This is a genomic window from Gordonia liuliyuniae, assembly GCF_021738805.1.
In the GTDB taxonomy this organism is placed as follows: domain Bacteria; phylum Actinomycetota; class Actinomycetes; order Mycobacteriales; family Mycobacteriaceae; genus Gordonia; species Gordonia liuliyuniae.
In genome coordinates this window covers 271,989-297,860 of record NZ_JAKKOR010000005.1, presented here as the reverse complement: position 1 = coordinate 297,860, position 25,872 = coordinate 271,989, and the positions used below count along the sequence as shown (strand labels likewise).

Here is a 25,872-nt window from a genome sequence, read left to right as displayed (position 1 = left end):
GGCAGTTGAGTTACGTCCTGGGCATCGTGCTGTTCGCAGCAGCCCTGCTGATCTCGATCGCCTGGCACGAGCTCGGGCACCATCTGGCGGCGAAGGCCACCGGAATGAAGGTTCGGCGCTTCTTCGTCGGTTTCGGCCCGACCCTGTGGTCCACGCGCATCGGCGAGACCGAGTACGGGTTCAAAGCGATCCCGCTGGGCGGATTCTGCGACATCGCGGGCATGACGCCTCACGACGAGCTGTCGGTTACCGAACGCGGCCGGGCGATGTACGAGCAGAAGACGTGGAAGCGGCTCGTCGTCATGATCGCCGGACCGGTACAGAACTTCATCCTCGGCTTCATCTTGATCGTCGTCCTCGCTCTCGGGTGGGGTCTGCCGATCCTCGGTGACCAGCCGGTGCACGCGACGCAGATCTCGTGTGTGTCGCCGACCACCGACGCGAAGGGCAATCCTGATCCGTGCACCGGCCCGGCTCCGGCCGCGGCGGCCGGACTCCGCGTCGGCGATCAGATCCTCGCCGTGAACGGATCGGGGGTGTCAAGTTCGTCCGACCTGGTCGAGAAGGTGCGGGACTCGAAGTCGGCCGCGACGCTCACCATCGACCGGGACGGTCACACGATGGACCTCACGATCCCGGTCAAGCAAGTGCAGCGGATGGCGGAGACGGACGACGGGACGCTCGTCCCGGTGACCGTGCCCGCGATCGGAGTGAGTCTCGACCGCGTCCTCGTGCAGCACTACGACTGGGGATCGGTGTGGGGCGGCGCCGTCTCGTTCACCGGCGACATCTTCGAGCAGACCTACCGGGCGCTCATCTCGTTGCCGTCGAAGATCGACGACCTGTGGACGGCGGTGACCGGTGGGGAGCGCGGCGACGACACCCCGGTCAGCGTGGTCGGCGCGTCGAGGCTCGGCGGTGAAGCGGTCGACCGCGGCTACTGGGACATGTTCCTGGGGTTGCTGCTGAGCATCAACTTCTTCCTCGGGGCATTCAATCTCGTGCCGCTGCTGCCGCTCGACGGCGGTCACATGATCATCGCGATCTACGAGAAGTTCAGGAACCTGGTCCGCCGGCTGTTCGGCAGACCCGACGGCGCGCCCGTCGACTACTACAAACTGCTGCCGTTGACCTATGCGGTCGTCGCGGTGATGGGAGTGTTCATGGTGTTGACCGTGACGGCCGACATCATCAACCCGATCCGTATCTTCTGACCGGTAGTCTGGCCAATGACTATAGGAGTGATGTCGATGACCGAATCGTCCGGACCGCTGGCCGTAGGCCTCGGGATGCCGGCAGGGCCGCCACCCGTGCTCGCGGCGCGCCGGAAGACCCGTCAGATCCAGGTCGGATCCGTCGGAGTCGGTAGTGACCACCCGATCTCGGTGCAGTCGATGTGCACCACCAAGACGCACGACGTGAACGCGACGCTGCAGCAGATCGCGGAGTTGACCGCCTCGGGCTGTGACATCGTCCGCGTCGCGTGCCCGCGCCAGGAAGACGCGGACGCCCTCGCGACGATCGCCAAAAAGTCGAAGATCCCGGTGATCGCGGACATCCACTTCCAGCCGAAGTACATCTTCGCCGCGATCGACGCGGGCTGCGCCGCGGTCCGCGTGAACCCCGGCAACATCAAGGAGTTCGACGGGCGCGTCAAAGAGGTCGCGAAGGCCGCGGGCGATGCGGGCATCCCGATCAGGATCGGCGTCAACGCAGGGTCGCTCGATCCGCGCCTGCTCAAGAAGTACGGGAAGGCCACCCCTGAAGCGCTCGTCGAATCCGCGCTCTGGGAGGCCGGGCTGTTCGAGGAGCACGGATTCGGCGACATCAAGATCTCGGTGAAGCACAACGACCCGGTGATCATGGTCGAGGCGTACCGGCAGCTTGCCGCGCAGAGCGATTATCCGCTGCATCTCGGCGTCACCGAGGCGGGGCCGGCATTCCAAGGCACCGTCAAGTCGGCTGTCGCGTTCGGCGCGCTGCTGTCCGAGGGGATCGGCGACACCATCCGCGTCTCGCTGTCGGCGCCGCCTGCCGAGGAGATCAAGGTCGGCGACGCGATCCTGCAGTCGCTCAACCTGCGTCCTCGCAAACTGGAGATCGTCTCATGCCCGTCGTGCGGGCGCGCGCAGGTGGACGTCTACAAGCTCGCCAACGAGGTCAGTGCCGGACTTGAAGGCATGGAGGTCCCGCTGCGTGTGGCCGTCATGGGATGCGTGGTCAACGGGCCGGGCGAAGCTCGTGAAGCCGACCTCGGTGTCGCGTCGGGCAACGGCAAGGGCCAGATCTTCATCAAGGGCGAGGTCGTCAAGACCGTCCCCGAGGCCCAGATCGTCGAGACGCTGATCGCCGAAGCGCTGCGTATCGCCGAGGAGTCAGAGGAGACTGGTAGCGGGACACCCACCGTGTCCGTGAGTTGATGTCACCGACCTGACCATCGGAGGTGCGAGGTGCTTCGTCTGCTCGGCGGTCGCCCGCTCGGGGCGCGAGATGCGCAAGCGGTGATGCATGCCCTGGAAGCGAATCCGGTCGCGGCGTGCATGGTGGCCGCGCGCGTTGAAGCGTACGGCATGGCGCCCCGCCTGCTCGGCGGTGAGATGTGGAGTGCGTCGGTCCCCGAGGAGTCGTTGTGCTTCTCCGGCGCGAACCTGATGCCGCTCGCCGGCGACGCCAACGACCTCGACTACTTCGCCGACCGTGTGTTGGCGGCGCCGCGCATGTGTACGTCGCTGGTCGGCGACACGGAACTCGCTCTCGGGTTGTGGAGCCGGGTGGAACCCGAGTGGGGGAGCCCGCGTGAAGTCCGATCCGAGCAGCCGTTGCTCGCACTGCAGGGAGCGCCGTCGATCGAGCCGGACCCGCATGTCCGACTCGTGCAGGAAAGCGACCTGGACATCTACTTTCCCGCGGCCGTCGAGATGTTCCGCGGCGAAGTGGGTGTCGACCCGTGTGCGGGCGACGGGGGCCAGTCGTACCGTCGTCGTCTGGCGGCGTTGATCGCGGCGCGGCGCGTGTTCGCCCGGTTCGAGGACGGCCGGGTGGTCTTTAAAGCGGAGATCGGCTCCATGTCGCGCCGCGTCGGACAGATCCAGGGTGTGTGGGTCGATCCCGCGGCACGCGGCCGAGGGCTCGGTGCGTCAGGGACGGCGGCCGTCGCGTCGGCGATAGCCCGCCAGGGACGGACAGCCAGCTTGTACGTCAACAACTTCAACTCTGCTGCTCGAGCCGTCTATCGCACGGTCGGTTTCACGCAGGTCGGGACGTTCGCCACGGTTCTCGTCGACTGACCCGATAGTCTCATCCACGATGATCTTCCGACGGTTCTTCGCGGTCTTGTGTGTCCTTGTTCTCGTGGTGACCGCTGCGGCGTGCACGTCCGACGACGACGGGCCGCGATCGGTGGCCGACGCGTTCGTCGGAGCCTTCGCCGACCACGATGTCGACGCTGCGGCGGCGCAGACAACGATGCCCGACCGGGCCCGCTCTGTGTTGGCCGCCGCCTGGGACGGGCTAGCAGCCGAATCGTTGTCGGCACGGACCGGCCGTGTCCGCATCGACCAGGATGTCGCCGACGTCGATGTCACCTATACGTGGACGCTGCCGGGCGGTCGGACCTGGGAGTACGACGCGACGCTGCCGCTGGGTCGCAGCGACACCGGATGGACGGTCCGGTGGTCGTCGACGACCGTCCACCCGCATCTCGGTGCCGACCAACGGCTGGTGCTCGGTGACCTGAGCCCGCCGCGCGCGGCCGTCAACGAGTCCGACGGGTCCGAGGTCATGGTCAACGGTACCGTCACGTCGGTGTCGTTCGACGGTCACGCTGCGGTCGACGGTGGAGACGTCATCGGCTCGGCCACCCGGCTGGTCGAGGTGATGGGGCCGCTCGTTCCCGGACTGTCCGTTCAGCGGATCGCCGAGCAGGCGACGGCGTCGGACGACCCGCTGCCCGTCGGGGTGCTGCCCGCGGGCGACGTTGAGCGGCTCCGCCCGGAACTCGACCTTCCGGGGATCGTGCTGAGCGAACGGTCGGTGCTGCAGCCACGTGATCGGAACTTCGCGTCCGCGGTCCTCACGCGTGTCGCGAACGCGGTGGGTGGCGATATCGTCGGAAAGCCCGGATGGCAGGTGGCTGTGGTGAATCCGAACGGTGTCGTCGCCGATGTCGTGCACCACGAGCAGAGCGTCCCGGCGCCCGCGGTGTCGTTGTCGCTGTCGCGGTCCGTGCAGGACGCAGCGCAGCGTGCGGTCAATTCGGTGCAGGGACGTCAGGCGATGACCGTCGCGATCCAAGCGTCCACCGGGAAGATCCTGGCGATCGCGCAGAACGGCGATGCCGATCGGATCGGGCTGCCGGCGGCCGCGGGACAGTACCCGCCGGGTTCGACGTTCAAGATGGTGACGTCGGCGGCGGCGATGAATGCCGAGCTGTCGGCGCCGGACGCAATGGTGGCGTGCCCGGGCGAGACCACGATCGGCGACCGCACGATCCCCAACTACGACGGTTTCGCCCTCGGCCAGGTGACGTTGCGGCAGGCGTTCGCGGCGTCGTGCAACACGACCTTCGCCCAGCTCGCGTCGCGGATGGGGCCGTCCGATCTCGCGCACGCCGCGGCCGCGATGGGGCTCGGAGCCGACTACGACATCGCGGGCATCGAGTCGGCGTCCGGGTCGGTGCCGATCGAGCCGGAACTCGTGCAGCGCAGCGAAGACGGTTTCGGGCAGGGCAAGGTGCTCGCCAGCCCGCTCGGCATGGCCCTGGTCGCCGCGACCGCGGCCACCGGCACACTGCCGGTGCCGACGTTGATCAACGGTCGCGAGACGACGGTCGACGGCCCGAACGTCACGCTGGACGGCGACGTATACGCCCGGCTGCGGCCGATGATGCGGGCGGTGGTCACCGACGGCACGGCATCGGCGATCGCGGGCCAAGGCGAGGTGTTCGGCAAGACCGGTGAGGCCGAAGTGGCAGGTGGATCACACGCGTGGTTCGCCGGGTACCGCGGCGACATCGCGTTCGCGACGCTGATCGTCCTCGGCGGCGGCTCCGACGCAGCCGTCGGCATCACCCGCGACTTCCTCGCCGGGATCCCCGCCGACTTCCGGCCGTGAGGACGAGGATTTGATCCGTTCGGTCGTTCAAATGACTCATTATGTTCGAACCCGGTGACCCGGGCAAGTACGCCGTGACATGCTCATGTGACCTTCATCACGAAAGGCGGTATCGGTCATGAGCGGTCCCACCCCTCATCCGCAAGACCCGAACCAGCAGTACTCACCACCCGGAACACCCCAGGCCCCGCCCCAGCAGGCCCCGACTCCCCAGCAGGCTCAACCGCACGGGGCGCCACCACAAGCGGCCCCGACACCCCAGGCTCCGCTGCCACACGATCCACCGCAACAGAACCCATCGCCGCAACAGAACCCATCGCCGCAACAGAACCCATCGCCGCAACAGAACCCATCGCCGCACCACGGTCCGCCTCAGCAGTACGCCGCGCCGCAGGCGCACTACGGGAGCCAGACTCCGTACAGTGCACCCCAGCAACCCGGGCAAGCCCCGCACCAGGGGCACGCCCAGCAGGCCCCAGCGGGCGGGGCTGCCAGCTTCGGTGAGTTCGGCAAGAAGTACACCGATCTCGCGAAGGCCAACACCACGGTGACCCCGAAGCTCGTTCCGTACCTGTGGGCCATGGTGATCGTGGCGCTGGTCGTCATCGTGTCGGCGTTCCTGCCGTGGGTGTCGATCAGTGGCGAGTTGGTCTCCGGCACGGTGTCCGGGACAGAAGGCGGCGGCGACGGCGTGTACACGCTGATCCTCGCACTGATCGCGGGCGTGGTGGCCGCCGCGACAATCTTCCTCACGGCCAGACAACAGTTGCTGCCACGCGCCGCGGGCATCGTGGCGACCGCTGTCGGCGTCATCGTCACCCTGGTCGCGATCATCGACATCTCCGACGTCGGCGACACTCAGGAGACGGGTTTCGGATTCATGGTGGATTTCTCGGTCGGATTCGGACTCTGGCTGACTCTCGTCGGCGGGTTGGCGTTCCTCGTGCTCGGGATCGCCACTCTCGTCGTGCACAAACGGGCCTGACGGGGAGCACCGGCCGGGTCACCTGACGGGATTCACCAGTGGGAATCACCGGCGGGGGACGATCATCCGTTCACCGGTCTCCGGGTGATCGAACACCATCACCGGATGGTCGTAGGTGTCGGTCAACAAGTCCTCGGTCATCACGTCGGCGACCGGGCCGACCGCCCGCACCCGACCGTCCTTCATGACGGCGACCCGGTCGGCGTAGGCGGCGGCCAACGACAAGTCGTGGACCACCAGCAGCACGGTGGCTCCGGCCGACGCCCGCGCGGACAGGATCGACAGAACCTGCTCGCTGTGTCCGATGTCGAGGGCCGCGGTCGGCTCGTCGAGCAGCAGGACCGGCGTGTCCTGGGCGAGAGCCCTGGCGAGTGATACGCGCGCCTGCTGCCCGCCGGACAGGTGGGCGAACGGCCGGTCGACGAGGTCGTCGAGCGAGCACTCGGAGATCGCCGCGTCGATCAGGTCCTCCGAGTGCAGGGCCTCGGGCATCCGCGTCCACGGATAGCGGCCCATCTCGACGACCTCGCGAACCGTGAAGGGCGTGTCCAGTCGGTTCGACTGGGTGACCAGTGACCGCAGTCGCGCGAGTGAACGCGCGTCGGCGTGCGCGACGTCGTCGGCGCCGATCATCACGCGGCCCGCGGCGGGGGATCGGATGCCGGAGATAGCCGACAGCAGCGTCGACTTGCCGCATCCGTTCGGTCCGACGAGCGCGACGAGTTCGCCGGGTGCGACGTCGAACGTCACGTCGCGGACCACGACGCGGTGGCCCAGCTCGATGCTGACGTCCTCGACGAGGATCGGGGCTCCGGGGCGGGTCGCGTCGTTCACCAGCCCGCCCCCGCGCTCCGTCGACGCAGCAGGATGAAGAACGCAGGACCGCCGATCAAAGACGTCAGCATGCCGAGCGGGAGCTCTCCCGCGGTGAGGGTGCGGGCCGCGAGGTCGGCGGCGGCCACCACGAGCGCACCGCCGAGCGCGCTGGCTGGAAGCAGGACGGCGTGCCGCGGTCCGACGATCAACCGCATCACGTGCGGGACGATCAGACCGACGAACATCAGGATGCCGGTGAATGCGACCCCGGCGGCTGTCAGGATCGCGACCAGCACGATCACCTGCCGCCGCACCACCTCGACCTTGATGCCGAGCGCCGCTGCCTGCACCTCGCCGAGCGCGAGGAGATCGAGTTTGCGGACCAGCGCCATCCCACCGGCCACACCCGCGACGACGAGCGGCGCGACGATCTTGACCTGATCCCACGTCACGTTGCCTGCCAGCGACCCGAGCTGCCAGAACACGATCTGCTCGCGTGCGGCAGTGCTCGCCACATAGGTGAGGTAGGCGATGATTCCGAGCGCGAACGCGTTCACCGCGATGCCGGTCAAGACGAGCATCACCGTCGACGACGCGCCGTCACGCATGCTCAAGGTGTAGACGGCGAACGTGGTGAGTAGCCCGAACAGCCCGGCGGCGCCCGCGATCGCCCAGCCGTTGGTGCCGGTGCCGCCGATCACGATCATCAGGCAGGCTCCGACCGCCGCACCGGACGAGATGCCGATGATGCCCGGCTCGGCGAGCGGATTGGACAGCATTCCCTGCAGCAGGCAGCCTGCTGCGCCGAGAGCGACGCCGACCAGCAGGCCGAGGACGATGCGCGGAAACCGGGTGACCCACAAGGCGTTCTCACCGTTCGGGTGCGACGGCAGCGGCCCGATGTTCAGATGCCAGTGGTGGGCGATCGATCCGAGGACCTCCGACGGCGGGACGTGTACCGCGCCGACGCCCGCCGACGCCACGACGATCACGGCGAGGAGCACGAGGAGGACGCCGCAGGCGATCACCGTGCGGCTGAGCGAGACGCTCAGAATCCGTGTGCGCAGCGTCGTCCGTGTGCGCAGCGTCGAGTGCTCAGGCATAGATCGCCCTCGCGAGCGCCTGCAACACCTGGCCGGTGTCCGGACCGAACATGAGGATCTGGGTCTCGTCCATCGCGACGATCCGCTTGGCCCGGCCGGCCTTCGTCTCCGCGACGGCAGGCAGGTCCAGCACCTTGTCCATCCCGCCGACGGAGTCGGCGCCCTGGGTCATCACCAGGATCACGTCCGGGTCGGCCCTCATCATCTTCTCAGCGCTCACCTGGGTGAATGCGGCTGTCAGCCCGGCTTTGGTGCCTGCGTCGACGCCGCCGAGCTGTTCGATGAGGTCGTCGGCTCCGGAGTCCGGGCCGGACATGAGGATGAGGTGTTCGCCGCGGATGTACAGGAAGGCGATCGTCGGATCACCCGACGGATCGGGGATCGATCGTTTCGCGGCGTCGATCTGCTGCTGCGTGCGCGCGACGAGCTTTTCGCCTGCCGCTGAGACGCCGAGAGCGTCCGCGACGTCGCGGATCAGCTGCGGCGTGGTAGCGACCGATCGTTCGGAGTCGAAGGTGACGACGTCGATCTCGGCGTCACGCAAGGCGTCGACCGCGGTCGTCGGATTGGCGTCGGTGCCGGTGAGGACGATCGTCGGATCGGTGTCGAGCACCCGTTCGGTGTTGATCGTGTGGCCGGTGTCGGTCACTTCGGGGACGCCGCGCGCCGACGGGAACGTCGTCGACTTGTCGCGGCCGACGACATGCGGCCCGAGTCCGAGCGCGTACACGATGGTGCCGAGCGTGCCGTTACGATCGAGCGCGACGATGCGTTCGGACTGCGGCGACACCGGCGGATCGGTCTGGACCGGCACCACATCGGCGTCGGCGATGTGGGCGACGGTCGGGCTCGACCGCAGGGGCGCGGTCGACTCGGAGTGCAGTGCGCCGGTGTCGATCGGCTCGGTGGTGCACCCGGCCAGGGTAACGAGTGTGAGTAGAGCGGTTGCCGCAACGGCGACGAGCGAGCGGATGCGTCGAGAGTCAACCACCGTCGGACCCGCCTGTCTGTACTCGTGAACTCGCGCCGATAACCGGCTGTTAGGACCACCTTACCTAAGCGTCAGGTCGCAATGACCGGCCGGCCCCGGGCTGTGTGGCGTCGCCGCCGCGCCGAGTGAAACAATCGAGCGCATGACAGTTCGCGCTCCGTTGACCCCCGGCGTCGTCTCGCCGATCCTGCCCGTGCCCGACTCCGTCGAACGACCGGAGTATGCGTGGAAGGACACCGTCAACGAAGGCCATGAGCCGTGGGTGCAGACTCCTGAGACCATCGAGAAGATGCGGGTCGCGTCGAAGATCGCGGCCAACGCCCTCGCCGAGGCCGGTCGTGCCGTCGCGCCGGGAGTGACCACCGATCAACTCGACCGGATCGCCCACGAGTACATGATCGATCACGGCGCCTACCCGTCGACGCTCGGCTACAAGGCGTTCCCGAAGTCGTGCTGTACCTCGCTCAACGAGGTGATCTGCCACGGGATCCCCGACTCGACGGTGATCGCGGACGGCGACATCGTGAACATCGACGTGACCGCGTACATCGACGGGGTGCACGGCGACACCAACGCCACGTTCCTGGCAGGCGACGTCTCGCAGGAGGCCCGTGACCTCGTCGAGCGCACGCGCATCGCCACCGAGCGCGCGATCAAAGCCGTCAAGCCCGGGCGTGCGCTGAATGTGGTCGGCCGCGTCATCGAGGCGTACGCGACCCGGTTCGGGTACAGCGTGGTCCGTGACTTCACTGGCCACGGCATCGGCGAGACGTTCCACAACGGGCTCGTCGTGCTCCACTACGACCAGCCCGCCGTGGACACCGTCCTCGAGCCCGGGATGGTGTTCACGATCGAGCCGATGATCAACCTCGGCGGACTCGACTGGGAGATGTGGGACGACGACTGGACCGTCGTCACCGCCGACCGGAAGTGGACCGCTCAGTTCGAGCACACTCTCGTCGTCACCGACACCGGCGCCGAAGTCCTTACCCTGCCCGACGCGTGAATCCGGGCGAGTCGTGACAGCGGCCGGCGCGTTGCTGGTGGGCGGAACCAGCAGTGACGCCGGAAAGAGCCTGATCGTCGCGGGCCTGTGCCGTGCGCTGGCCCGCGACGGCGTCCGAGTGGCGCCGTTCAAAGCGCAGAACATGTCGAACAATTCGGCGCTGACCCTCGACGGCGGCGAGATCGGGCGCGCGCAGGCGCTGCAGGCGACCGCATGCGGTTTGCTGCCCGACACCCGGTTCAACCCGGTGCTCCTGAAGCCGGGCAGTGACCGCCGGTCGCACGTGATCGTCCGCGGCCGCCCCTACGGCGACGTGGGTGCCGCCGACTACCACGCGCGTCGCGTCGAACTCGCGGACGTCGTCGCCGCCGAGCTGGCGTCCCTCCGTGACGAGTTCGACGTGGTGATCTGTGAGGGCGCCGGTTCGGTCGCCGAAGTGAACCTGCGGGCCACCGACATCGCGAACATGGGGTTGGCCCGTGCCGCACGCATCCCGGTGCTGGTGGTCACCGACATCGATCGTGGTGGTTCGCTCGCGCACCTGTTCGGGACGCTAGCGCTTCTGGAACCCGCCGACCAGGCGCTCATCGCAGGCTTCGTCGTCAACAAGTTCCGCGGGGACCCGTCGCTCCTGGCGCCCGGACTGGACACGATTCGTGAGCGCACCGGCCGCCCGACGCTCGGGGTGCTGCCGTTCGCGGACGACCTGTGGATCGACGCCGAGGACTCGCTGGCCTCCCCGGTGGGACGTCGTGTCGGCGGACGGACGGCGTACTCGGGCGGACCTCGGTTGGCAGTCGCGGCCATCCGGTTGCCCCGCACCTCGAACACCACCGACGTCGAAGCGCTCGCCTGCGAACCAGACGTCGACGTGACGTGGGTCGACGATCCGTCCTCCGTGCGCGCCGCGGACCTCGTCGTGCTGCCCGGCTCCCGCGCGAGCGTCGACGACCTCGACTGGCTCCGGGAGAGGGGACTCGCCGACGCGGTGGTCGAACGCGCACAGTCGGGGCGGCCCGTCCTCGGCGTGTGCGGCGGTTTCCAGATGCTGAGCCGACGGATCGTCGACTCGGTCGAGTCCGGTCGGGGAGCGGTCGACGGACTCGGTCTCCTCGACGTCGACATCGAGTTTCGTACCGCGAAGACGCTGCGCCGGTTCTCCGGGCACAGCCGAAAGTCCGTGGGGGCCGGAGCGGCCGCAGTGTCCGGATACGAGATCCATCACGGTGTCGCCGTCCGCAACGGTGAACGGACGTGGCTCGTCGACGACGAGACCGGTCCCGAAGGGGCTCGGTCGGGCGTCGTCGCCGGAACCCACTGTCACGGGCTGTTCGAGGCCGACGACTTCCGCCGCGACTACCTGCTCGACGTGGCGCGCGCGGTCGGGAAGGACGCCTTCGCGCCCGCGCCCGGACTCTCGACTCGCGCAGTGCGTGAACGACAACTCGACGCGATGGCCGACCTCGTCACAACCCACCTCGACATGAGAGCTGTCCACCGATTGCTGGCGGGCGGTGCAGGGTCGATGCCGACCGTCCTATCCTGGCTGAGTGGAGACCGAACATCTGACCATCGACCATGACGGCCTGAGCTTCGACGTGCGACTGTCCGGACCGGCCCGAGGGCCGGTCGCCGTGCTTCTGCACGGCTTCCCTGTGGACTCGCGGTGCTGGGACGACGTGATCCCGCGACTGCACGAGTCGGGCATGCGGACGGTGACCATCGACCAGCGCGGCTACAGCCCGGGCGCGCGACCGGAGGGCGTCGACGCCTACACCCTCGACAAGTTGACCGGCGACGTCCTCGCGATCCTCGGCCATCTCAACATCGCGTACTCGATGGTCGTCGGCCACGACTGGGGCGGGATTGTTGCATGGCATCTCGCCGCGAACAACCCGGGCCGGTTCACCAGCCTCGTCGCGATCAGCACCGGTCACCCGTCGGCGATGCGCGACGCGCTCGCCGGCAGCGACGATCAGCGCGAACGGTCGTCGTACATCAAATGGTTCGTCGCACCCGACGCCGAGGACACGATCGCCGCCGACGGCGGCGCACGTCTGCGCGCGTCCGGGGTCACCGACGCCGAACTCGCGCCGCTGCTCGAGCCGGGAGCCCTCACCGGCCCGCTCAACTGGTATCGCGCCAACTTCACCGGCGACATCGCGACCAAGTTGGCGTGCCCGCCCGTCGAGATCCCGACGACCATGGTGTGGAGCGACGCAGACAGTGCGTTGGGCCGCGACCAGGCCGAGCTCAGCGGGCGATACGCGTACGGCGACTACCGCTTCTCGGTGGTGACCGGCGTCGACCACTGGGTGCCGCAGAACGCTCCGGCCGCCGTGGCCAGCGAGATCGCGCTGCGCTCGAGTCTGTTCTGACGAGGCCCGGCCTCTATCCCACACCCGCGAGTATCCCCACACCCGCGCGTATCCCCACACCCGCGAGGGTCCCCAGACTCGCGTGAGCCTCAGATATCCAACCCGAGCAGAGCGTTCTCGACGACCTCGGGGAGGGCTGGGTGAATCCAGTACTGGCCGCGCGCCATCTCGTGGGCGGTGAGACCGAAGCTCATCGCCTGGATCACCGGTTGGATGATCGACGACGCCTGTGCGCCGAGCAGGTGGGCGCCGAGGATCCGGCCAGTTCCGCGTTCGGCGATCACCTTGCAGACGCCGACGGTGTCCTCCATCGCCCACCCGTACGCGACATCGCCGTAGTTCTGTACCTTGACCGTGATGTCGAAGCCCTGTGCGCGAGCCGCGTCCTCGGTGAGCCCGACAGTCGCGATCTGCGGATGCGTGAACACCGCGGCCGGGACAGCCCGATAGTCGAACGCATCGAGGTCGGCGGCGTCCCAACCCTTCAACAGGTTGCCTTGCACGACGCGCTGCTCGTGGTTGGCGACGTGTTTGAGCTGGTACGGCGAACTGACGTCGCCGAGCGCCCACACGCCGCGCGCCGGGGTGCGCCCGTGCGCGTCGACGGGGACCCGGCCGTCGTCGGTGAGATCGATTCCGATGCTCTCCAGTCCGAGCAGGTCCCCGTTCGGGGTCCGTCCGGTCGCGACCAGGAGTGAGTCGGCGTCGAGCGATCCACCGTCGGCGAACTCGAGCCGGATCCCGCCGTCGGGCAGCTGTGACGCCGCGGTGACCGGCGAGTCGAGGCGGACGTCCCACAGCGTCGACGCGACGTCAGTGAACCGGTCGGCGATGTCGGAGTCGAGCGCCCGCAGCAGCTTCGGGCCGCGTGCGATGACCGACACCTGGGTGCCGAGTGCCGAGAAGACGTGGGCGAACTCGGCGGCGATGTAACCACTGCCGAGGATCGCCAGCCGTTTCGGCAGTTCGGGGAGCCGCATGACGTCGGCGTTGGTGTGGAACGGGACACCCGATGTGGCGATCACCTCGGGGATGTCGCTGCGCGCGCCCGCCGCGATGACGACCTCGGTCGCCAGCACGACGTCGCCGTCCGCGGTGAGTAGTCGGTAACGTCCGGTTTCGTCGTCGCGTCCGTCGAAGACCACGTGGCTCGCGTAGACCGTCACGTTCTCGCAGCGGTCGACGCGGTACTCGCGTCCGCCCGCCTCGATCGGGTCGATGCGACCGAACACGCGGGCGACGATGGCGGGCCAGTCGACGGCCTCCACACGAGCGTCGACCCCATACTTGCCGGATTCGCGGGCGGCGGCCGCGATGTCCGCGGCGTAGACGAACATCTTGGTCGGGATACAACCGACGTTCATGCACGTTCCGCCGAACAGTCCCTCCTCGAAGATGGCGATGCTCGTCGCGTCGAATCGTTCGTCGGGGACCGAGTTGCCGCTGCCCGCTCCGATGATCGCCAGATCGACCTGAGCCGTACCCGCTTGAAGTGTCACTGTTCGAACTCGCTTTCCATCCACCGGTCAACCTCTGCGTACGCGGTTTTGCGGACACGTTCGATCGACAGGAACACGTCGTGGCGGGCGTCGGGTACCGCGACCGCGAGAACCCGCTCCCCGAGACAACCGGACCACTGCGCGATTTGTTTCACGTCGAGCACACAGTCGGCGGTGTCGACCGCGGGATCGTAGCGCCCGTGGAATGCCGACTTGTCCGATCGAAGGACGAGCGTCGGCACGCCGACGTTGATGCCGCCGTGTACCTTCCGGTGTCCTGCGCGGACCGCCGTCATCCAGCCGAACGTCGCAGGGAACCCGCCCAGCGGCTTGCGGACGAGGTCGTATGTCCACTCGCCGTGGGCATCCGAGTGGAGGCTGTCGCCGTACGCTGACGACGACGGACGCGGAATCTCCTGCTTGCCGCGGACCGATCCGACCGCCGAGATCAGTCTGCCAGCGGCAGCCGTCCGAAGCCTCGGATCACCCTGCAGGTCGAGCCACGGACTGTTCAAGAGCAGACCGATCACATGGCCGTGCCGTTCGGGATCGTCGGTGCGGAGTCGGTCGAGCCACAGCGGGGCGACGAGCCCGCCAGTCGAATGAGCGGCGACAATGACCTGCGGGGATCCGCCCACAGCACTCACCTCGTCGGTGACGATGTCGAGCGCAGTTCCCAGCTCCTCGTCGTAGTAGGCGAGGTCACTGGTGTAGTGCGGAGAATGTTGGGCCGACAACGACCGGCCGCACTTGCGCAAGTCCAACGCGTAGAAGGCGAAGCCGCGCTCGTGGAAGAAGTCGGCCAGTTCGGTCTGGAAAAAGTAATCGGTGAAGCCGTGCACATAGAGGACGGCGCCGCGCGGTGTATCGACGGCGTCCGGTTTGCGGACCAGGTGTGCGTTGATCGGGTCTTCACCGTCGGGGTCGGGGGTGAGCGGGAGGGTGCGGACCTCGTAGCCCTCAAGGAATTCATCGGGTCGCCAGTCGGTGATCACGCCCCCACTCTAAGGCTTGTCGCTCACGACACATTTGCGTGCACCGATGCGACGTGTCAACGCGCGATGGTGAACAATGACTGTCGAAGAATCTCCGCGGTGGTAAGCGGAGAGGCAGCCAGTGCACCCCGAGGGCGGAAGAGAGCAGCAGCGTGTCGCAGAAGGTCATCAAGACGGACGTGGCGTTGATCGGCGCCGGAATCATGAGCGCGACCCTGGGCACGCTCATCCGACAGCTGGAACCGAACTGGTCGATCAGCCTCTTCGAGCGGCTCGACGCAGCAGCCGCCGAGAGCAGCGATCCGTGGAACAACGCGGGCACCGGCCACTCGGCGCTGTGCGAGCTCAACTACACCCCGGCCGGTGCGAACGGTGACATCGACATCACCAAGGCGCTCAACATCAACGAACAGTTCCAGACGTCCCGCCAGTTCTGGGCGCACGGCGTCGACAACGGTGTCCTCGGCGCTCCGGACGAGTTCATCAACCCGATCCCGCACGTCAGCTTCTGCCACGGCGCAGACGGCGTCGAGTTCCTGCGTAAGCGCCACGCCGCCCTGTCGAGCCAGACGGTCTTCGAGGGCATGGAGTTCATCGACGATGACGATGTGTTCGCTGAGCGTCTCCCGCTGATGGGTGAGGGCCGCGACTATTCGGATCCGGTAGGCCTCAACTGGTTCACGCAGGGCACGGACGTCGACTTCGGAGCTCTCACCCAGCAGCTCCTCAACTACGTCGGACGCGACGCCGACTTGTACTTCGGACATGAGGTCCGCAACCTGACCAAGCAGTCCGACGGCAGCTGGGTCGTGAAGATCCGCAACACCCGCACCGGCGAGAAGCTTCGCGTCGAGGCGCGTTTCGTGTTCGTCGGCGCAGGCGGCGGCGCACTGCATCTGCTGCAGCGTTCGGGTATCAAGGAGGCCAAGGGCTTCGGCGGCTTCCCGGTCAGCGGCGAATTCTTCCGTTGCACCAACCCGGACGTCATCGCCGAGCACTCGGCCAAGGTGTACGGCCAGGCGGCTGTCGGCGCCCCGCCGATGTCGGTGCCGCACCTGGACACGCGCGTCATCAACGGCGACAAGGGGCTGCTGTTCGGCCCGTATGCCGGTTGGTCGCCCAAGTTCCTCAAGACCGGCGGCGTCATGGACCTGCCGAAGTCGGTGAAGCCGGGCAACCTGCTCCCGATGATGTCGATCGCGCCGAAGGAGTTCGGCCTGCTCAAGTACCTGATCTCGGAGCTGTCCGCGAGCCTCAACGACCGCGTGACCACACTCCGGGACTTCGCGCCGAAAGCGGTAGGCGACGACTGGGAGCTGATCACCGCGGGCCAGCGTGTCCAGGTGATCCGCAAGAACGGCCTCGGCGGCAGCCTTGAGTTCGGTACGGCCGTCGTCACTTCCGAAGACGGCTCGATGGCGGGCCTGCTCGGCGCGTCGCCGGGCGCGTCGACCGCGGTCCCCGCGATGATCTCGATTCTCGAGAAGTGTTTCACCGCCCACTTCGACGGCTGGAAGCCGAAGCTGACGGAGATGATCCCGTCGTTCGGCCAGAAGCTCAACGACAACCCCGCGCTCTACCGCGAGATGTGGGACTGGACCAATAAGAGCCTGAAGCTCACCGACAGCGCTGTCGAGAAGCAGTGACTCCCGAGATCGGTGCCTGACCTCGTGTCGGCCTCTGGCGCACATTTCCCGTTCAGCGCGGTCGTCGGCCAGGATCGGCTGAAGCTCGCGCTCGTCCTGTCGGCCGTGTCGCCGGGTATCGGCGGTGTGCTGATCCGCGGCGAGAAGGGCACTGCGAAATCGACGATCGTGCGCGGTCTGGCACCACTGCTCGGCGAAACGTCTCGCGTCGTGGAACTGCCGATCGGCGCCACCGAAGACCGAGTAGTCGGGTCGTTGGACCTGACGCGAGTGCTGCGCGACGGGCAGGCGCACTTCACGCCCGGCCTGCTCGCACAGGCCGACGGCGGAGTCCTCTACATCGACGAGGTCAACCTGCTGTCAGATCACCTCGTCGACGTTCTGCTCGACGCCGCGGCGAGCGGCCGGGTGACCGTCGAACGTGACGGGGTCTCGCATACGCAGTCGGCCAAGTTCGTGCTCGTCGGCACCATGAACCCGGAAGAGGGCGAACTGCGGCCTCAGCTGCTCGACCGGTTCGGGCTCGTCGTCGACGTCGCGGGACCGCGCGATGTGGACGAACGCGTGTCCATCGTGACCTCCCGAATGGCGTACGACGCCGACCCCGACGCTTTCACCGCCGACCATCGGGTCGCCGAGGACACGCTGTCTGCGCGGATCGCGCAGGCCCGCGCACTGTTGCCGACCGTCGCCCTGCCCACCGCTGAACTCCGGCGGATCGCGGGGATCTGTGCGCACCTGGACGTCGACGGTCTGCGCGGCGACATCGTCATGGCGCGGACCGCTTCCGCACACGCCGCCTGGCGGGGTGCCGTGGAGGTCAACGAGGACGACGTCCGCATCGCCGCCGAGCTGGCGCTGCCGCACCGTCGTCGCCGGAACCCGTTCGACGACTCGTCGATGTCGGAAGAACAGCTCGACGAAGCACTGGGCGCCGGAGACGAAGCGGCAAGCGACGACACAACTGCACGCGACGAGACGGGCGAGAACGAGACAGGCGAGAACGATCCTGACGGGCCCGACCCCGATGGCCCAGGTACCGATGGCCCAGGTACCGATGGCCCCGACCCTGACGGCCCCGACCCTGACGGCCCCGACCCTGACGGCCCCGACCCGGACGGTCCCGACAACGATCCGCCGGGCGGCGGGGGAGCGACCGGCCCGCAGTTCGGGGCGACACCAGGCTCCGGCAGTGCGCGGATCCGCACGTTCCGTGCCGCGGGCGTCGGCGACGGGGAGCCGGGACGTCGGTCGCGGGCGCGCAGCACGCGCGGCGCGACGGTCCGCGACATCGAGTTCGGTGCGAGGACACCCGTCCACCTCTTCGGCACGGTCTTGTCGGCGGCACGGCGCAGCGCGGGCGACGGGATGCCCGCGGTGGAGCCGTCGGATCTGCGTGGCGCCGAACGTGTCGGTACCGAATCGAATCTCGTCGTGTTCCTCGTCGACCTGTCCGGGTCGATGACGGCGCGATCACGCCTGGCGGCCGTGCGGGACGCGTGCGTGGAACTCCTCCGCGACTCGTACACCCGGCGCGACCGGGTGTCGGTCGTCGTCGCGTGCGGGAAGGACGCGTATATTGCGGTCCCGCCGACTCGGTCGGTCGACATCGCGGTCGCGCGCCTGGCCCAAGTCCGTACCGGCGGTCGGACGCCGCTCGGCGAAGGACTCATGCGCAGCGTCGAAGTCATCGACCGTGCCGCACGCACCGATCCACAGCGACGACCGCTCCTCGTGGTGGTATCGGACGGTCGTGCGACCGGCGGAAAAGACGCCGCCCGTCGAGCCGAGGCCGCGGCCGACGACGTGGCCCGACGCGGCGTGGCGAGTGTCGTCGTCGACTGCGAACAGGGTTTCGTCAAGCTCGGAACCGCGGTCTCCCTTGCCCGCCGTCTCGGCGCCGAGTACGTGCCGCTGGCCGACCTCGCCGACGTCGGCCTCGCCGGCCGCGTGCGCGGCGTCGCCTGATACCGCCATCAGGCCGGGGGTAATCAACTCGGGGTTCCTGGCTAGGGTAGAACGCATGCCTCAAGGAGTCCCCGAGTCCGTGCCGAACGACGGGCTCACCACCCGTCAACGTCGTAACCAGCCCGTCCTGGGGGTCCACACCGGACCCGGAAAGGGCAAGTCGACGGCGGCGTTCGGAATGGCGATGCGGGCGTGGAACGCGGGCATGGACGTCGCCGTGTTCCAGTTCGTCAAGAGCGCCAAGTGGAAGGTCGGCGAGGAGTCGACGTTGCTCACGCTGGGACGACTTCACGAGCAGACCGGCGAGGGCGGTCCCGTCCAATGGCACAAGATGGGACAGGGCTGGTCGTGGATCCGTAAGAACGAGGATGCCGAAGCCGACCACGCCGAGGCAGCCCGTGCCGGGTGGACGGAGATCTCACGCCGGATCGCCGCCGCCGAGCACGACTTCTATGTCCTCGACGAGTTCACGTATCCGTTGCACTGGGGCTGGATCGACGTCGACGAGGTCGTCGCAGCACTTCGGGAGCGTCCGGGGCGGCAGCACGTGATCATCACCGGCCGGTACGCGCCCGAGACATTGATGGACGCCGCCGACCTCGTCACCGAGATGACGAAGGTGAAGCATCCGATGGACGCCGGACGCAAAGGCCAGAAGGGCGTCGAGTGGTGAAAGGCGCACCACCGACCGTCGTCATCGCAGCCCCCGCGTCGGGCAGCGGTAAGACGACGATCACGACCGGCCTCGTCGGCGCGCTCGCCGCCGCGGGGCACACCGTCGCGCCGTTCAAAGTGGGGCCCGACTACATCGACCCCGGCTACCACGCGCTGGCCGCGGGGAGGCCCGGACGCAACCTCGACCCGAACCTGGTGGGCGAGCACCGGATCGGACCGCTGTTCGCGGCAGGCTGCGTCGGCGCCGACATCGCGGTAGTGGAAGGCGTGATGGGGCTCTTCGACGGCCGGATCACCGATGATCCCGGCACCCTCGGAGTCGGTTCCACCGCACACGTCGCGACGCTGATCGGGGCGCCGGTGATCCTCGTCGTCGACGCGGGGGGCCACAGCCAGTCGCTCGCCGCGCTCCTGCACGGCTTCGTCGCGTACGACCCGGCCGTCCACGTCGCAGGCGTGATCCTCAACCGGGTCGGCTCGGATCGACACGAGGCGGTGCTCCGGCAGTCGTGCGACCGCGTCGGTCTACCCGTGTTCGGAGTCGTCCGACGCGATGCGGCGTTGACGGTGCCGTCCCGCCACCTCGGGCTGATCCCCGCGGCCGAGCGCAGCGGGGACGCGGTGGCGGCCGTCGCCGCCATCACCGACAAGGTCGGCTCGGGTCTGGACGTCGACGCCCTCGTACGGCTGGCGAGATCGGCGTCGGGAACATCGGCCGCGCGTTGGTCGGCGGACGACGAGATGGCCGACCACCGCGTCGCAGGCGGACCGGTGATCGCCGTGGCGCACGGTGCGGCCTTCACGTTCGGCTATGCCGAACACCCGGAACTGTTGGCGGCGGCAGGTGCCCACGTGGCCGGCTTCGACCCGCTGCACGATCGCCTGCCTGCCGACACCGCAGGCGTCGTCATCGGCGGTGGTTTCCCCGAAGAGCATGCCGCCGACCTGGCCGCGAACGACGGTCTGCGCCGCGACCTGGCGGCGCATGTCGCCGCGGGCCGGCCGGTCCACGCCGAATGCGCTGGACTGCTGTACCTGACGTCGATGCTCGACGCGCACCCGATGGTCGGGGCCGTCGACGCGGTCGGCGCCTTCGGGCCCCGGCTCACCCTGGGCTACCGCGACGCCGTCGCCGTGGCGGACTCTGTCCTCTACCGGACCGGCGAGCGCGTGACTGGACACGAGTTCCACCGCAGCACAGTCGACTTCGCCGGTGAACGCACCCCAGCGTGGGCCTGGCGCGGTGTCGACGGGAATGCCGTCGACGGTGTGGTCGCGCGCGGCGTCCACGCCTCCTATCTGCACGTCCACCCGGCAGGCGTCCCACACGCCGTCGGACGGTTCGTCCAGGCGACCCGAACGGTTCGGGCACCCCGGGACGCTCTCCTGGATCAGGCGGGACGATGACCGACCGCCGACGTATCGACAGCAAGGCGTTCACCGAGGTCCGTGCGGCCGTCGACGCGCTCGCCGCCAAGGACGGCAACGATCCGACCGCACTGCGGGACGTCCTGGAGGCGGTGCTCCTGGTCGGCCAGGGGCTCGAGATCGATGCCGCGCTGCAACGGATCGTGGAAGTGGCGGCCGCCGTCCTCGACGCCCGCTACTGTGCGCTCGGCGTCCGCGGCCCGGAACTGAGCCTGCAGGCGTTCGTGTACACCGGCATCACGCCTGAGCAACGTGTGCACATGGGGCCGCTGCCCGTCGGTCGCGGTGTGCTGGGGGAGCTGCTGCACCATCCCGAGGTGCTCCGCATCCCGCGGCTGTCCGATCATCCGTCGTCGGTCGGATTCCCGCCGAACCACCCGCCGATGGACACGTTCCTCGGTGCGCCGATCATCGTGCGCGGTGAGCTGTTCGGCAGCATCTATCTGACTGAGAAGCAGGGGGCGGACGAGTTCACCGAACTCGACGAGACGATCGTCGGTGTCCTCGCTGTCGCGGCGGGCATCGCCGTCGACAACGCCCGATCGTACGAGGGCGCGCAGACGCGGATGCGGTGGATGAAACTGCTCGCCGACCGGGGCAGCGAGCCGCTGCGCGGGATCTCCGTCGACGAGACGCTCGACGGCATGTGTCGCGACGTCGCGGCGCTCACCGACGCCGCCGACGTGTACATCGTGACGGGATCGCGGTTGGACGCACACACCGGTGACGAGGTCGACGTCACCGATCTGGCGACCGTCGTCGAGGCGGCGGGAGGGGTACTGGCTCTCCGCCATTTCGACATCGAACGCAGCTGGCTGCGGCATGGTGCGCGCTGGGTGACGGTGCAGCCGGTGCAGAGCGAGCCCGGCCAGTTCCGTGCACTGGTCCTGACCCACACCGAACGTCGGTTCTGGACGGCAGAGGAGTGGGCGGGCATGGCGGGGGTCGCGCGTGTCGCGTCCCTGTCGATCGCGTACTCCGAACAGCAGCGGCTCACCGGCGAGATGACACTGCTGGCCGAACGTCATCGGATCGCCCGCGACCTGCACGACCTGGTGATTCAGCGCCTATTCGCGATCGGCATGTCGATGCAGGCCATGCGGCCCGCGGTCGGCGACCCCGACCTGGACGCGCGGATGGATCAGATCGTCACCGATCTCGACGCGACCATCGCGCAGATCCGCACGTCGATCTTCGACCTGCAGAGCCTGCCTGGCGGCGAGGAGACCCGGACGCTGCGTCGTCGGGTGCTCGACGTGGTCTCCGAGCTGGCCGCGCACGCGTCGATGAGCCCGAACGTCGTATTCGTCGGGCCGGTCGACACAGTCGTGCCGGAGACCCTGTCGCCGCACATCGAGGCGGTGCTGCGCGAAGGACTGTCGAACGCTCTCCGGCATTCGGGCGCGGACTTGATCAGTGTGCGCATCGTCGCCGCAGAAGAGGTGACCGTCGAGGTCACCGACAACGGACGCGGTATTCCGGCGGACGTCACCCAATCGGGTCTGCGGAATCTGGCGCGGCGCGCCGACGACTGCGACGGCGTCTTCACGATCGCGGCGCGTACTGGCGGTGGGACGACGATCACCTGGACCGCCCCGCTGGGGTGACTACTCGGGCCGCGGCCGGTTCAGTGCTCGCGGCCACGCAGCTCGGTGGCGAGCACGGCGACCTGGGTGCGGCGCTGCATGTCGAGTTTCGACAGGATCCGCGACACGTAGTTCTTGATCGTCTTCTCGGCGAGGAACATCCGATCGGCGATCTGCCGGTTGGTGAGGCCTTCACCGATGAGCTGGAACACTTCTCGCTCCTGCGCGGTGAGCTGGGCGATCGGATCGGTCGGCTCGCCCTGGCGCAGCTTCGCCAGGAGCGCCGACGTGCTCTTCGCGTCGAGGAGCGATCCGCCGTGGCCGACGGTCCGGACCGCGTCGATCAGGTTGTGGCCGAGGATCTGTTTCAGGACGAAACCCGAGGCTCCGGCGAGCACTGCCGCGAGGAGCGCGTCGTCGTCGGCGTAGCTCGTCAACATGAGGCAGTGGATCGCCGGGTTCTCGGCGCGGACGTCGCGGCATAGCTCCACCCCGTTGCCATCGGCGAGTCGGACATCGAGGACTGCTACGTCGGGCGCGGTCGCCGCGATCTGGACCCGGGCCTCGCCGACGGTCGCCGCCTCGCCGACCACGTCGAGGTCGGGAGCGGTCGACAACAGGTCGCGGAGTCCGCGTCGGACGAGTTCGTGATCGTCGACGAGGAACACCCGGACCCGGCGATGTGGTGACTGCGATTGCACTGAACTCATGGGAGCCAGATTACCGCAGGTGAGGGCGGGACTCGGGGCCCCGGCGGGTCAGGACTTTCGCCCCGGGCGCGAGTCGACGCGACACGCGAGAGTGGAGGCATGACCACTCTCATCGGCTCATCCATGACTGGATCGGATCTGCTCCGCGAACTGCTTCCCGCCTGTGAGACGGAGGTGGAGCGGCACATGCGCATGACGCGTGACTGGCATCCCCACGACTACGTTCCGTGGGACGACGGACGGAACTTCGCGGCGCTCGGCGGCGTCGACTGGGATCCGGCGCAGTCGCAGCTGTCGGAGACGGCGAAGGCCGCGATGATCACAAACCTGCTCACCGAGGACAACCTGCCGTCCTATCACCGGGTGATCGCTGAGAACTTCAGTCTCGACGATGCGTGGGGCTTCTGGGTGGGACGGTGGACCGCGGAGGAGAACCGGCATTCCATCGTGATGCGCGACTACCTCGTGGTGACACGCGGTGTCGACCCGGTCGAGCTCGAGAACATCCGCATGGAGCACATGACGCACGGCTTCAACCCGCTGCCCGAGGACGACGGCCAGCGCGACCACAGTTTTGACATGTTGTTCGCCGTCGCCTACGTCTCCTTCCAAGAGTTGGCCACGCGGGTCAGTCACCGGAACACCGGCAAGGCGTGCGGAGACCCGATAGCGGACCGGATGCTGCAGCGCGTCGCCGCCGACGAGAATCTGCACATGCTCTTCTACCGGAACATCGTCTCGGCGGCGCTCGAGGTGGTGCCGGACCAGGCGGTGGTCGCGATCCACGCGATCGTCAGCAACTTCGCCATGCCCGGGTCGACGATGCCGAACTTCCGCCGCAACGCCGTCTTGATCGCGAAGGGTGGGATCTACGATCTGCCGCAGCACATGGCGGAGGTCGTGATGCCGGTGCTGCGCAAATGGCGGATCTTCGACCGCGACGACTTCGGTCCGCTGGGTGAGCTGTACCGCGAGAAGCTCGCGGACTATCTGGCTCAGATGGACGTGAAGGTCGCGCGTTTCGAGGAGTCGAGGGCTCGCGCCCTCGCGCGCGCCGCGAGATCCGCCTGAACGCACACGCGCGGTCGATCCTCTCACCACCGGTCGAGCGCAGTCGAGACCACACGCCAGACTAGGCTGGACTGCCATGGTGCAAGCTCATTATCTGGCGGGACTCGACCTGCGTGGACGCCGGGTGGTCGTCGTCGGAGGCGGCAGTGTCGCTCAGCGTCGGATCCCGAATCTTGTGGCGGCCGGAGCCGACGTGCATGTGATCGCAATAGATCCGACGCCGACGGTGGAATCGGAGCCTGCGATCACTGTGCATCAACGCGCGTACGCGGAGGGGGACCTCGACGGCGCCTGGTACGCGATCGCGTGCACCGACGACCCCGACGTGAACGCGGCAGTCGTCGCCGAGGCGACGGAGGCGCGGGTGTTCTGTGTCCGCGCCGATGACGGGAAGGCGGGCACCGCGGTGACGCCGGCGTCCGGCCACCATCGTGACCTCCAGTTCGGTGTTCTCGCCGGCGGCGATCACCGTCGTTCGGCTGCGGTTCGTGCCGCGATCACCGCGGCGTTCGCCGACGGTTCGTCGTTGACCGTCACCGAGAGCGTGAGCCATGCGCCCGGCGTCGCACTGGTCGGCGGCGGTCCAGGCGCCGCCGACCTCATCACGGTGCGCGGGCGTCGCCTGTTGGCCGAGGCCGATGTCGTGGTCGCCGACCGACTCGCTCCGGTCTCGTTGCTGGACGAACTAGGACCGCAGGTCGAGTTGATCGACGCCGCGAAGGTTCCGTACGGCCGCGCGATGCGCCAGGAGAAGATCAACGAGATCCTTGTCGCGCGCGCGAAGGCCGGGAAGTTCGTGGTCCGACTCAAGGGCGGTGACCCGTACGTCTACGGCCGGGGATTCGAGGAACTGCAGGCGTGTGTCGACGCGGGTGTCCCGGTGACGGTGGTGCCCGGCGTGACGAGCCCGATCTCGGCGCCGGAACTCGCGGGCATCCCGGTGACGCACCGCGGAGTGGCGCACGAGTTCGTCGTCGTCTCCGGGCATGTCGCGCCCGACCATCCGGACTCGTTGACCGACTGGAGTGCTCTCGCCAGGTTGCGGGGCACGATCGTGTTGATGATGGCGGTCAAGCGGATCGACGCCTTCGCGCAGGCCTTGCTGGACGGCGGTCGTCCCGGTGCGACGCCGGTGGCGTTCATCGAGAACGCGTCCCGCCCAGACCAGCGGCTCATTCGCGCTGATCTCGCCGATGCCGCTCGGGTCGCGGGCGAACAGAATCTGATCGCGCCCGCCATCGCGGTGATCGGGCCGGTCGCCGGGTTCACCGACGCCGACCGCGCGGTGCCGCTGTGACCGCTCGAATCGTCGGCTGGTTGACTGGCGCGCTACTTCTGGTCGCGGCGATCGTCTCGTGGTTCGTCCATCCGGCCCAGACGGCCGCGTTGATCGCCCTCGCGGTGATCGTCATGTCGTGCTGGCAGGTGTATCGGCGTCGCGCGGGGATCGAACCGCTCGCGCCGAGCACGTGGACCACGATCGTCGCTCCACTCGTGTTCGGAGCGCTCGCGGTCACCGCGTTGAACGGTTGGATCTACCGGATCTCCGCGGACGCCGGGACCGAGTCGGGCGACGTCCAGATGGTGATCGGTCTGGTCACCGGAGTGATCGGCATGGCGGCCGCGTACGGCTACGGTCGGCTCCGCGCGCAAAGGGCTCAGCTCGACGAGGTCGTCGACGTCAGCATCGACGACGACGAACCGGGTGAAGCCGACGACGACCAGTGGTTCTTCCCGCAAGCCAAGTAGCAGGTCGAACAGGTGCTCTGAGCGCTGGCCGAAGTCGCTTTGTGCGCTCGACGACCGCTCGCGCGTCATTCGTCGTCGCTGTACATCACGCCGCCGTACATCACGGCGCCATACATCACGACTCCTTGCGAACGTGTGTTCGACACTGTAATAT

At 68.1% G+C, this 25,872-nt stretch carries 22 protein-coding genes; 16 read left to right on the top strand and 6 right to left on the bottom strand.

Annotated features, from left to right (window positions below; all coding sequences use genetic code 11):
* Nucleotides 1-5: 5 nt before the first annotated feature.
* The 5 genes from L5G33_RS06995 (at nucleotide 6) to L5G33_RS06975 (ending at nucleotide 6,097) form a co-directional block, all read left to right on the top strand.
* The gene (locus tag L5G33_RS06995) at nucleotides 6-1,214 is read left to right on the top strand and encodes a M50 family metallopeptidase (RefSeq protein ID WP_236997438.1); all 1,209 of its coding nucleotides are present in this window, start codon (nucleotides 6-8) and stop codon (nucleotides 1,212-1,214) included.
* A 36-nt stretch (nucleotides 1,215-1,250) separates the two neighbouring features.
* Nucleotides 1,251-2,420, top strand: coding sequence for a flavodoxin-dependent (E)-4-hydroxy-3-methylbut-2-enyl-diphosphate synthase (gene ispG / locus L5G33_RS06990; RefSeq protein WP_236997437.1), 1,170 nt, complete (start codon nucleotides 1,251-1,253; stop codon nucleotides 2,418-2,420).
* A gap of 30 nt (nucleotides 2,421-2,450) precedes the next feature.
* A complete protein-coding gene (locus L5G33_RS06985) occupies nucleotides 2,451-3,287 on the top strand; it encodes a GNAT family N-acetyltransferase (protein WP_236997436.1) in 837 nt (278 codons plus the stop codon).
* 19 nt (nucleotides 3,288-3,306) lie between these two features.
* Nucleotides 3,307-5,112, top strand: a complete 1,806-nt coding sequence (locus tag L5G33_RS06980) for a penicillin-binding transpeptidase domain-containing protein (protein WP_236997435.1) — start codon at nucleotides 3,307-3,309, stop codon at nucleotides 5,110-5,112.
* 118 nt (nucleotides 5,113-5,230) lie between these two features.
* The gene (locus L5G33_RS06975) at nucleotides 5,231-6,097 is read left to right on the top strand and encodes a hypothetical protein (RefSeq protein WP_236997434.1); all 867 of its coding nucleotides are present in this window, start codon (nucleotides 5,231-5,233) and stop codon (nucleotides 6,095-6,097) included.
* Nucleotides 6,098-6,142: 45 nt separating this feature from the next.
* Here L5G33_RS06975 and L5G33_RS06970 read toward each other — a convergent pair whose 3' ends face one another.
* The 3 genes from L5G33_RS06970 to L5G33_RS06960 are packed head-to-tail and all read right to left on the bottom strand — an operon-like array spanning nucleotide 6,143 to nucleotide 9,007.
* Complete coding sequence (locus L5G33_RS06970; protein ID WP_236997433.1) at nucleotides 6,143-6,931, bottom strand: heme ABC transporter ATP-binding protein; 789 nt, start codon at nucleotides 6,929-6,931, stop codon at nucleotides 6,143-6,145.
* Nucleotides 6,928-8,016 (bottom strand): FecCD family ABC transporter permease, encoded by a 1,089-nt coding sequence (locus L5G33_RS06965; protein ID WP_236997432.1) that lies wholly within the window; start codon nucleotides 8,014-8,016, stop codon nucleotides 6,928-6,930. The genes L5G33_RS06970 and L5G33_RS06965 overlap by 4 nt, the downstream gene beginning before the upstream one ends.
* A complete protein-coding gene (locus tag L5G33_RS06960) occupies nucleotides 8,009-9,007 on the bottom strand; it encodes a heme/hemin ABC transporter substrate-binding protein (protein ID WP_236997431.1) in 999 nt (332 codons plus the stop codon). The genes L5G33_RS06965 and L5G33_RS06960 overlap by 8 nt, the downstream gene beginning before the upstream one ends.
* 142 nt (nucleotides 9,008-9,149) lie before the next feature.
* On the opposite strand from L5G33_RS06960, the gene map reads away from it, so the two are divergent.
* The 3 genes from map to L5G33_RS06945 are packed head-to-tail and all read left to right on the top strand — an operon-like array spanning nucleotide 9,150 to nucleotide 12,391.
* Entirely contained in the window at nucleotides 9,150-10,013 is an 864-nt protein-coding gene (gene map, locus L5G33_RS06955) for a type I methionyl aminopeptidase (protein ID WP_236997430.1), read from the top strand.
* A gap of 13 nt (nucleotides 10,014-10,026) precedes the next feature.
* Nucleotides 10,027-11,595: a cobyric acid synthase gene (locus tag L5G33_RS06950; RefSeq protein ID WP_236997429.1), complete on the top strand. Its 1,569-nt coding sequence runs from the start codon at nucleotides 10,027-10,029 to the stop codon at nucleotides 11,593-11,595.
* On the top strand, nucleotides 11,564-12,391 hold the full coding sequence (locus L5G33_RS06945) for an alpha/beta fold hydrolase (RefSeq protein ID WP_372476869.1): 828 nt from the start codon (nucleotides 11,564-11,566) through the stop codon (nucleotides 12,389-12,391). The genes L5G33_RS06950 and L5G33_RS06945 overlap by 32 nt, the downstream gene beginning before the upstream one ends.
* An 89-nt stretch (nucleotides 12,392-12,480) precedes the next feature.
* Here the strand turns inward: L5G33_RS06945 and mtr are convergent, their stop codons facing one another.
* Both mtr and L5G33_RS06935 read right to left on the bottom strand, forming a co-directional pair.
* Nucleotides 12,481-13,890, bottom strand: coding sequence for a mycothione reductase (mtr, locus tag L5G33_RS06940; protein ID WP_236997428.1), 1,410 nt, complete (start codon nucleotides 13,888-13,890; stop codon nucleotides 12,481-12,483).
* The gene (locus tag L5G33_RS06935) at nucleotides 13,887-14,885 is read right to left on the bottom strand and encodes an alpha/beta hydrolase (protein WP_236997427.1); all 999 of its coding nucleotides are present in this window, start codon (nucleotides 14,883-14,885) and stop codon (nucleotides 13,887-13,889) included. The genes mtr and L5G33_RS06935 overlap by 4 nt, the downstream gene beginning before the upstream one ends.
* An 80-nt stretch (nucleotides 14,886-14,965) precedes the next feature.
* Here L5G33_RS06935 and mqo point away from each other — a divergent pair, with 80 nt between their 5' ends.
* From mqo to L5G33_RS06910, 5 genes are read left to right on the top strand one after another with little or no spacing between them, the layout of a single operon-like run.
* A complete protein-coding gene (mqo, locus tag L5G33_RS06930; protein WP_265742658.1) occupies nucleotides 14,966-16,531 on the top strand; it encodes a malate dehydrogenase (quinone) in 1,566 nt (521 codons plus the stop codon).
* 12 nt (nucleotides 16,532-16,543) lie between these two features.
* Nucleotides 16,544-18,499, top strand: coding sequence for an AAA family ATPase (locus L5G33_RS06925; RefSeq protein ID WP_236997425.1), 1,956 nt, complete (start codon nucleotides 16,544-16,546; stop codon nucleotides 18,497-18,499).
* 55 nt (nucleotides 18,500-18,554) lie between these two features.
* Nucleotides 18,555-19,172, top strand: a complete 618-nt coding sequence (cobO, locus tag L5G33_RS06920) for a cob(I)yrinic acid a,c-diamide adenosyltransferase (RefSeq protein ID WP_236997424.1) — start codon at nucleotides 18,555-18,557, stop codon at nucleotides 19,170-19,172.
* A complete protein-coding gene (locus L5G33_RS06915; RefSeq protein ID WP_236997423.1) occupies nucleotides 19,169-20,581 on the top strand; it encodes a cobyrinic acid a,c-diamide synthase CobB in 1,413 nt (470 codons plus the stop codon). The genes cobO and L5G33_RS06915 overlap by 4 nt, the downstream gene beginning before the upstream one ends.
* Nucleotides 20,578-22,209, top strand: coding sequence for a GAF domain-containing sensor histidine kinase (locus tag L5G33_RS06910; RefSeq protein WP_236997422.1), 1,632 nt, complete (start codon nucleotides 20,578-20,580; stop codon nucleotides 22,207-22,209). Before L5G33_RS06915 ends, L5G33_RS06910 begins: the two co-directional genes overlap by 4 nt.
* 20 nt (nucleotides 22,210-22,229) lie before the next feature.
* On the opposite strand, the gene L5G33_RS06905 is transcribed toward L5G33_RS06910, so the two are convergent.
* Complete coding sequence (locus L5G33_RS06905) at nucleotides 22,230-22,898, bottom strand: response regulator transcription factor (RefSeq protein ID WP_236997421.1); 669 nt, start codon at nucleotides 22,896-22,898, stop codon at nucleotides 22,230-22,232.
* 99 nt (nucleotides 22,899-22,997) lie between these two features.
* Here L5G33_RS06905 and L5G33_RS06900 point away from each other — a divergent pair, with 99 nt between their 5' ends.
* The 3 genes from L5G33_RS06900 (at nucleotide 22,998) to L5G33_RS06890 (ending at nucleotide 25,718) form a co-directional block, all read left to right on the top strand.
* Nucleotides 22,998-23,969, top strand: coding sequence for an acyl-ACP desaturase (locus L5G33_RS06900; protein ID WP_236997420.1), 972 nt, complete (start codon nucleotides 22,998-23,000; stop codon nucleotides 23,967-23,969).
* 76 nt (nucleotides 23,970-24,045) lie between these two features.
* On the top strand, nucleotides 24,046-25,266 hold the full coding sequence (gene cobA / locus L5G33_RS06895; RefSeq protein ID WP_236997419.1) for a uroporphyrinogen-III C-methyltransferase: 1,221 nt from the start codon (nucleotides 24,046-24,048) through the stop codon (nucleotides 25,264-25,266).
* Entirely contained in the window at nucleotides 25,263-25,718 is a 456-nt protein-coding gene (locus L5G33_RS06890; protein ID WP_236997418.1) for a hypothetical protein, read from the top strand. Before cobA ends, L5G33_RS06890 begins: the two co-directional genes overlap by 4 nt.
* Nucleotides 25,719-25,872: the final 154 nt, after the last annotated feature.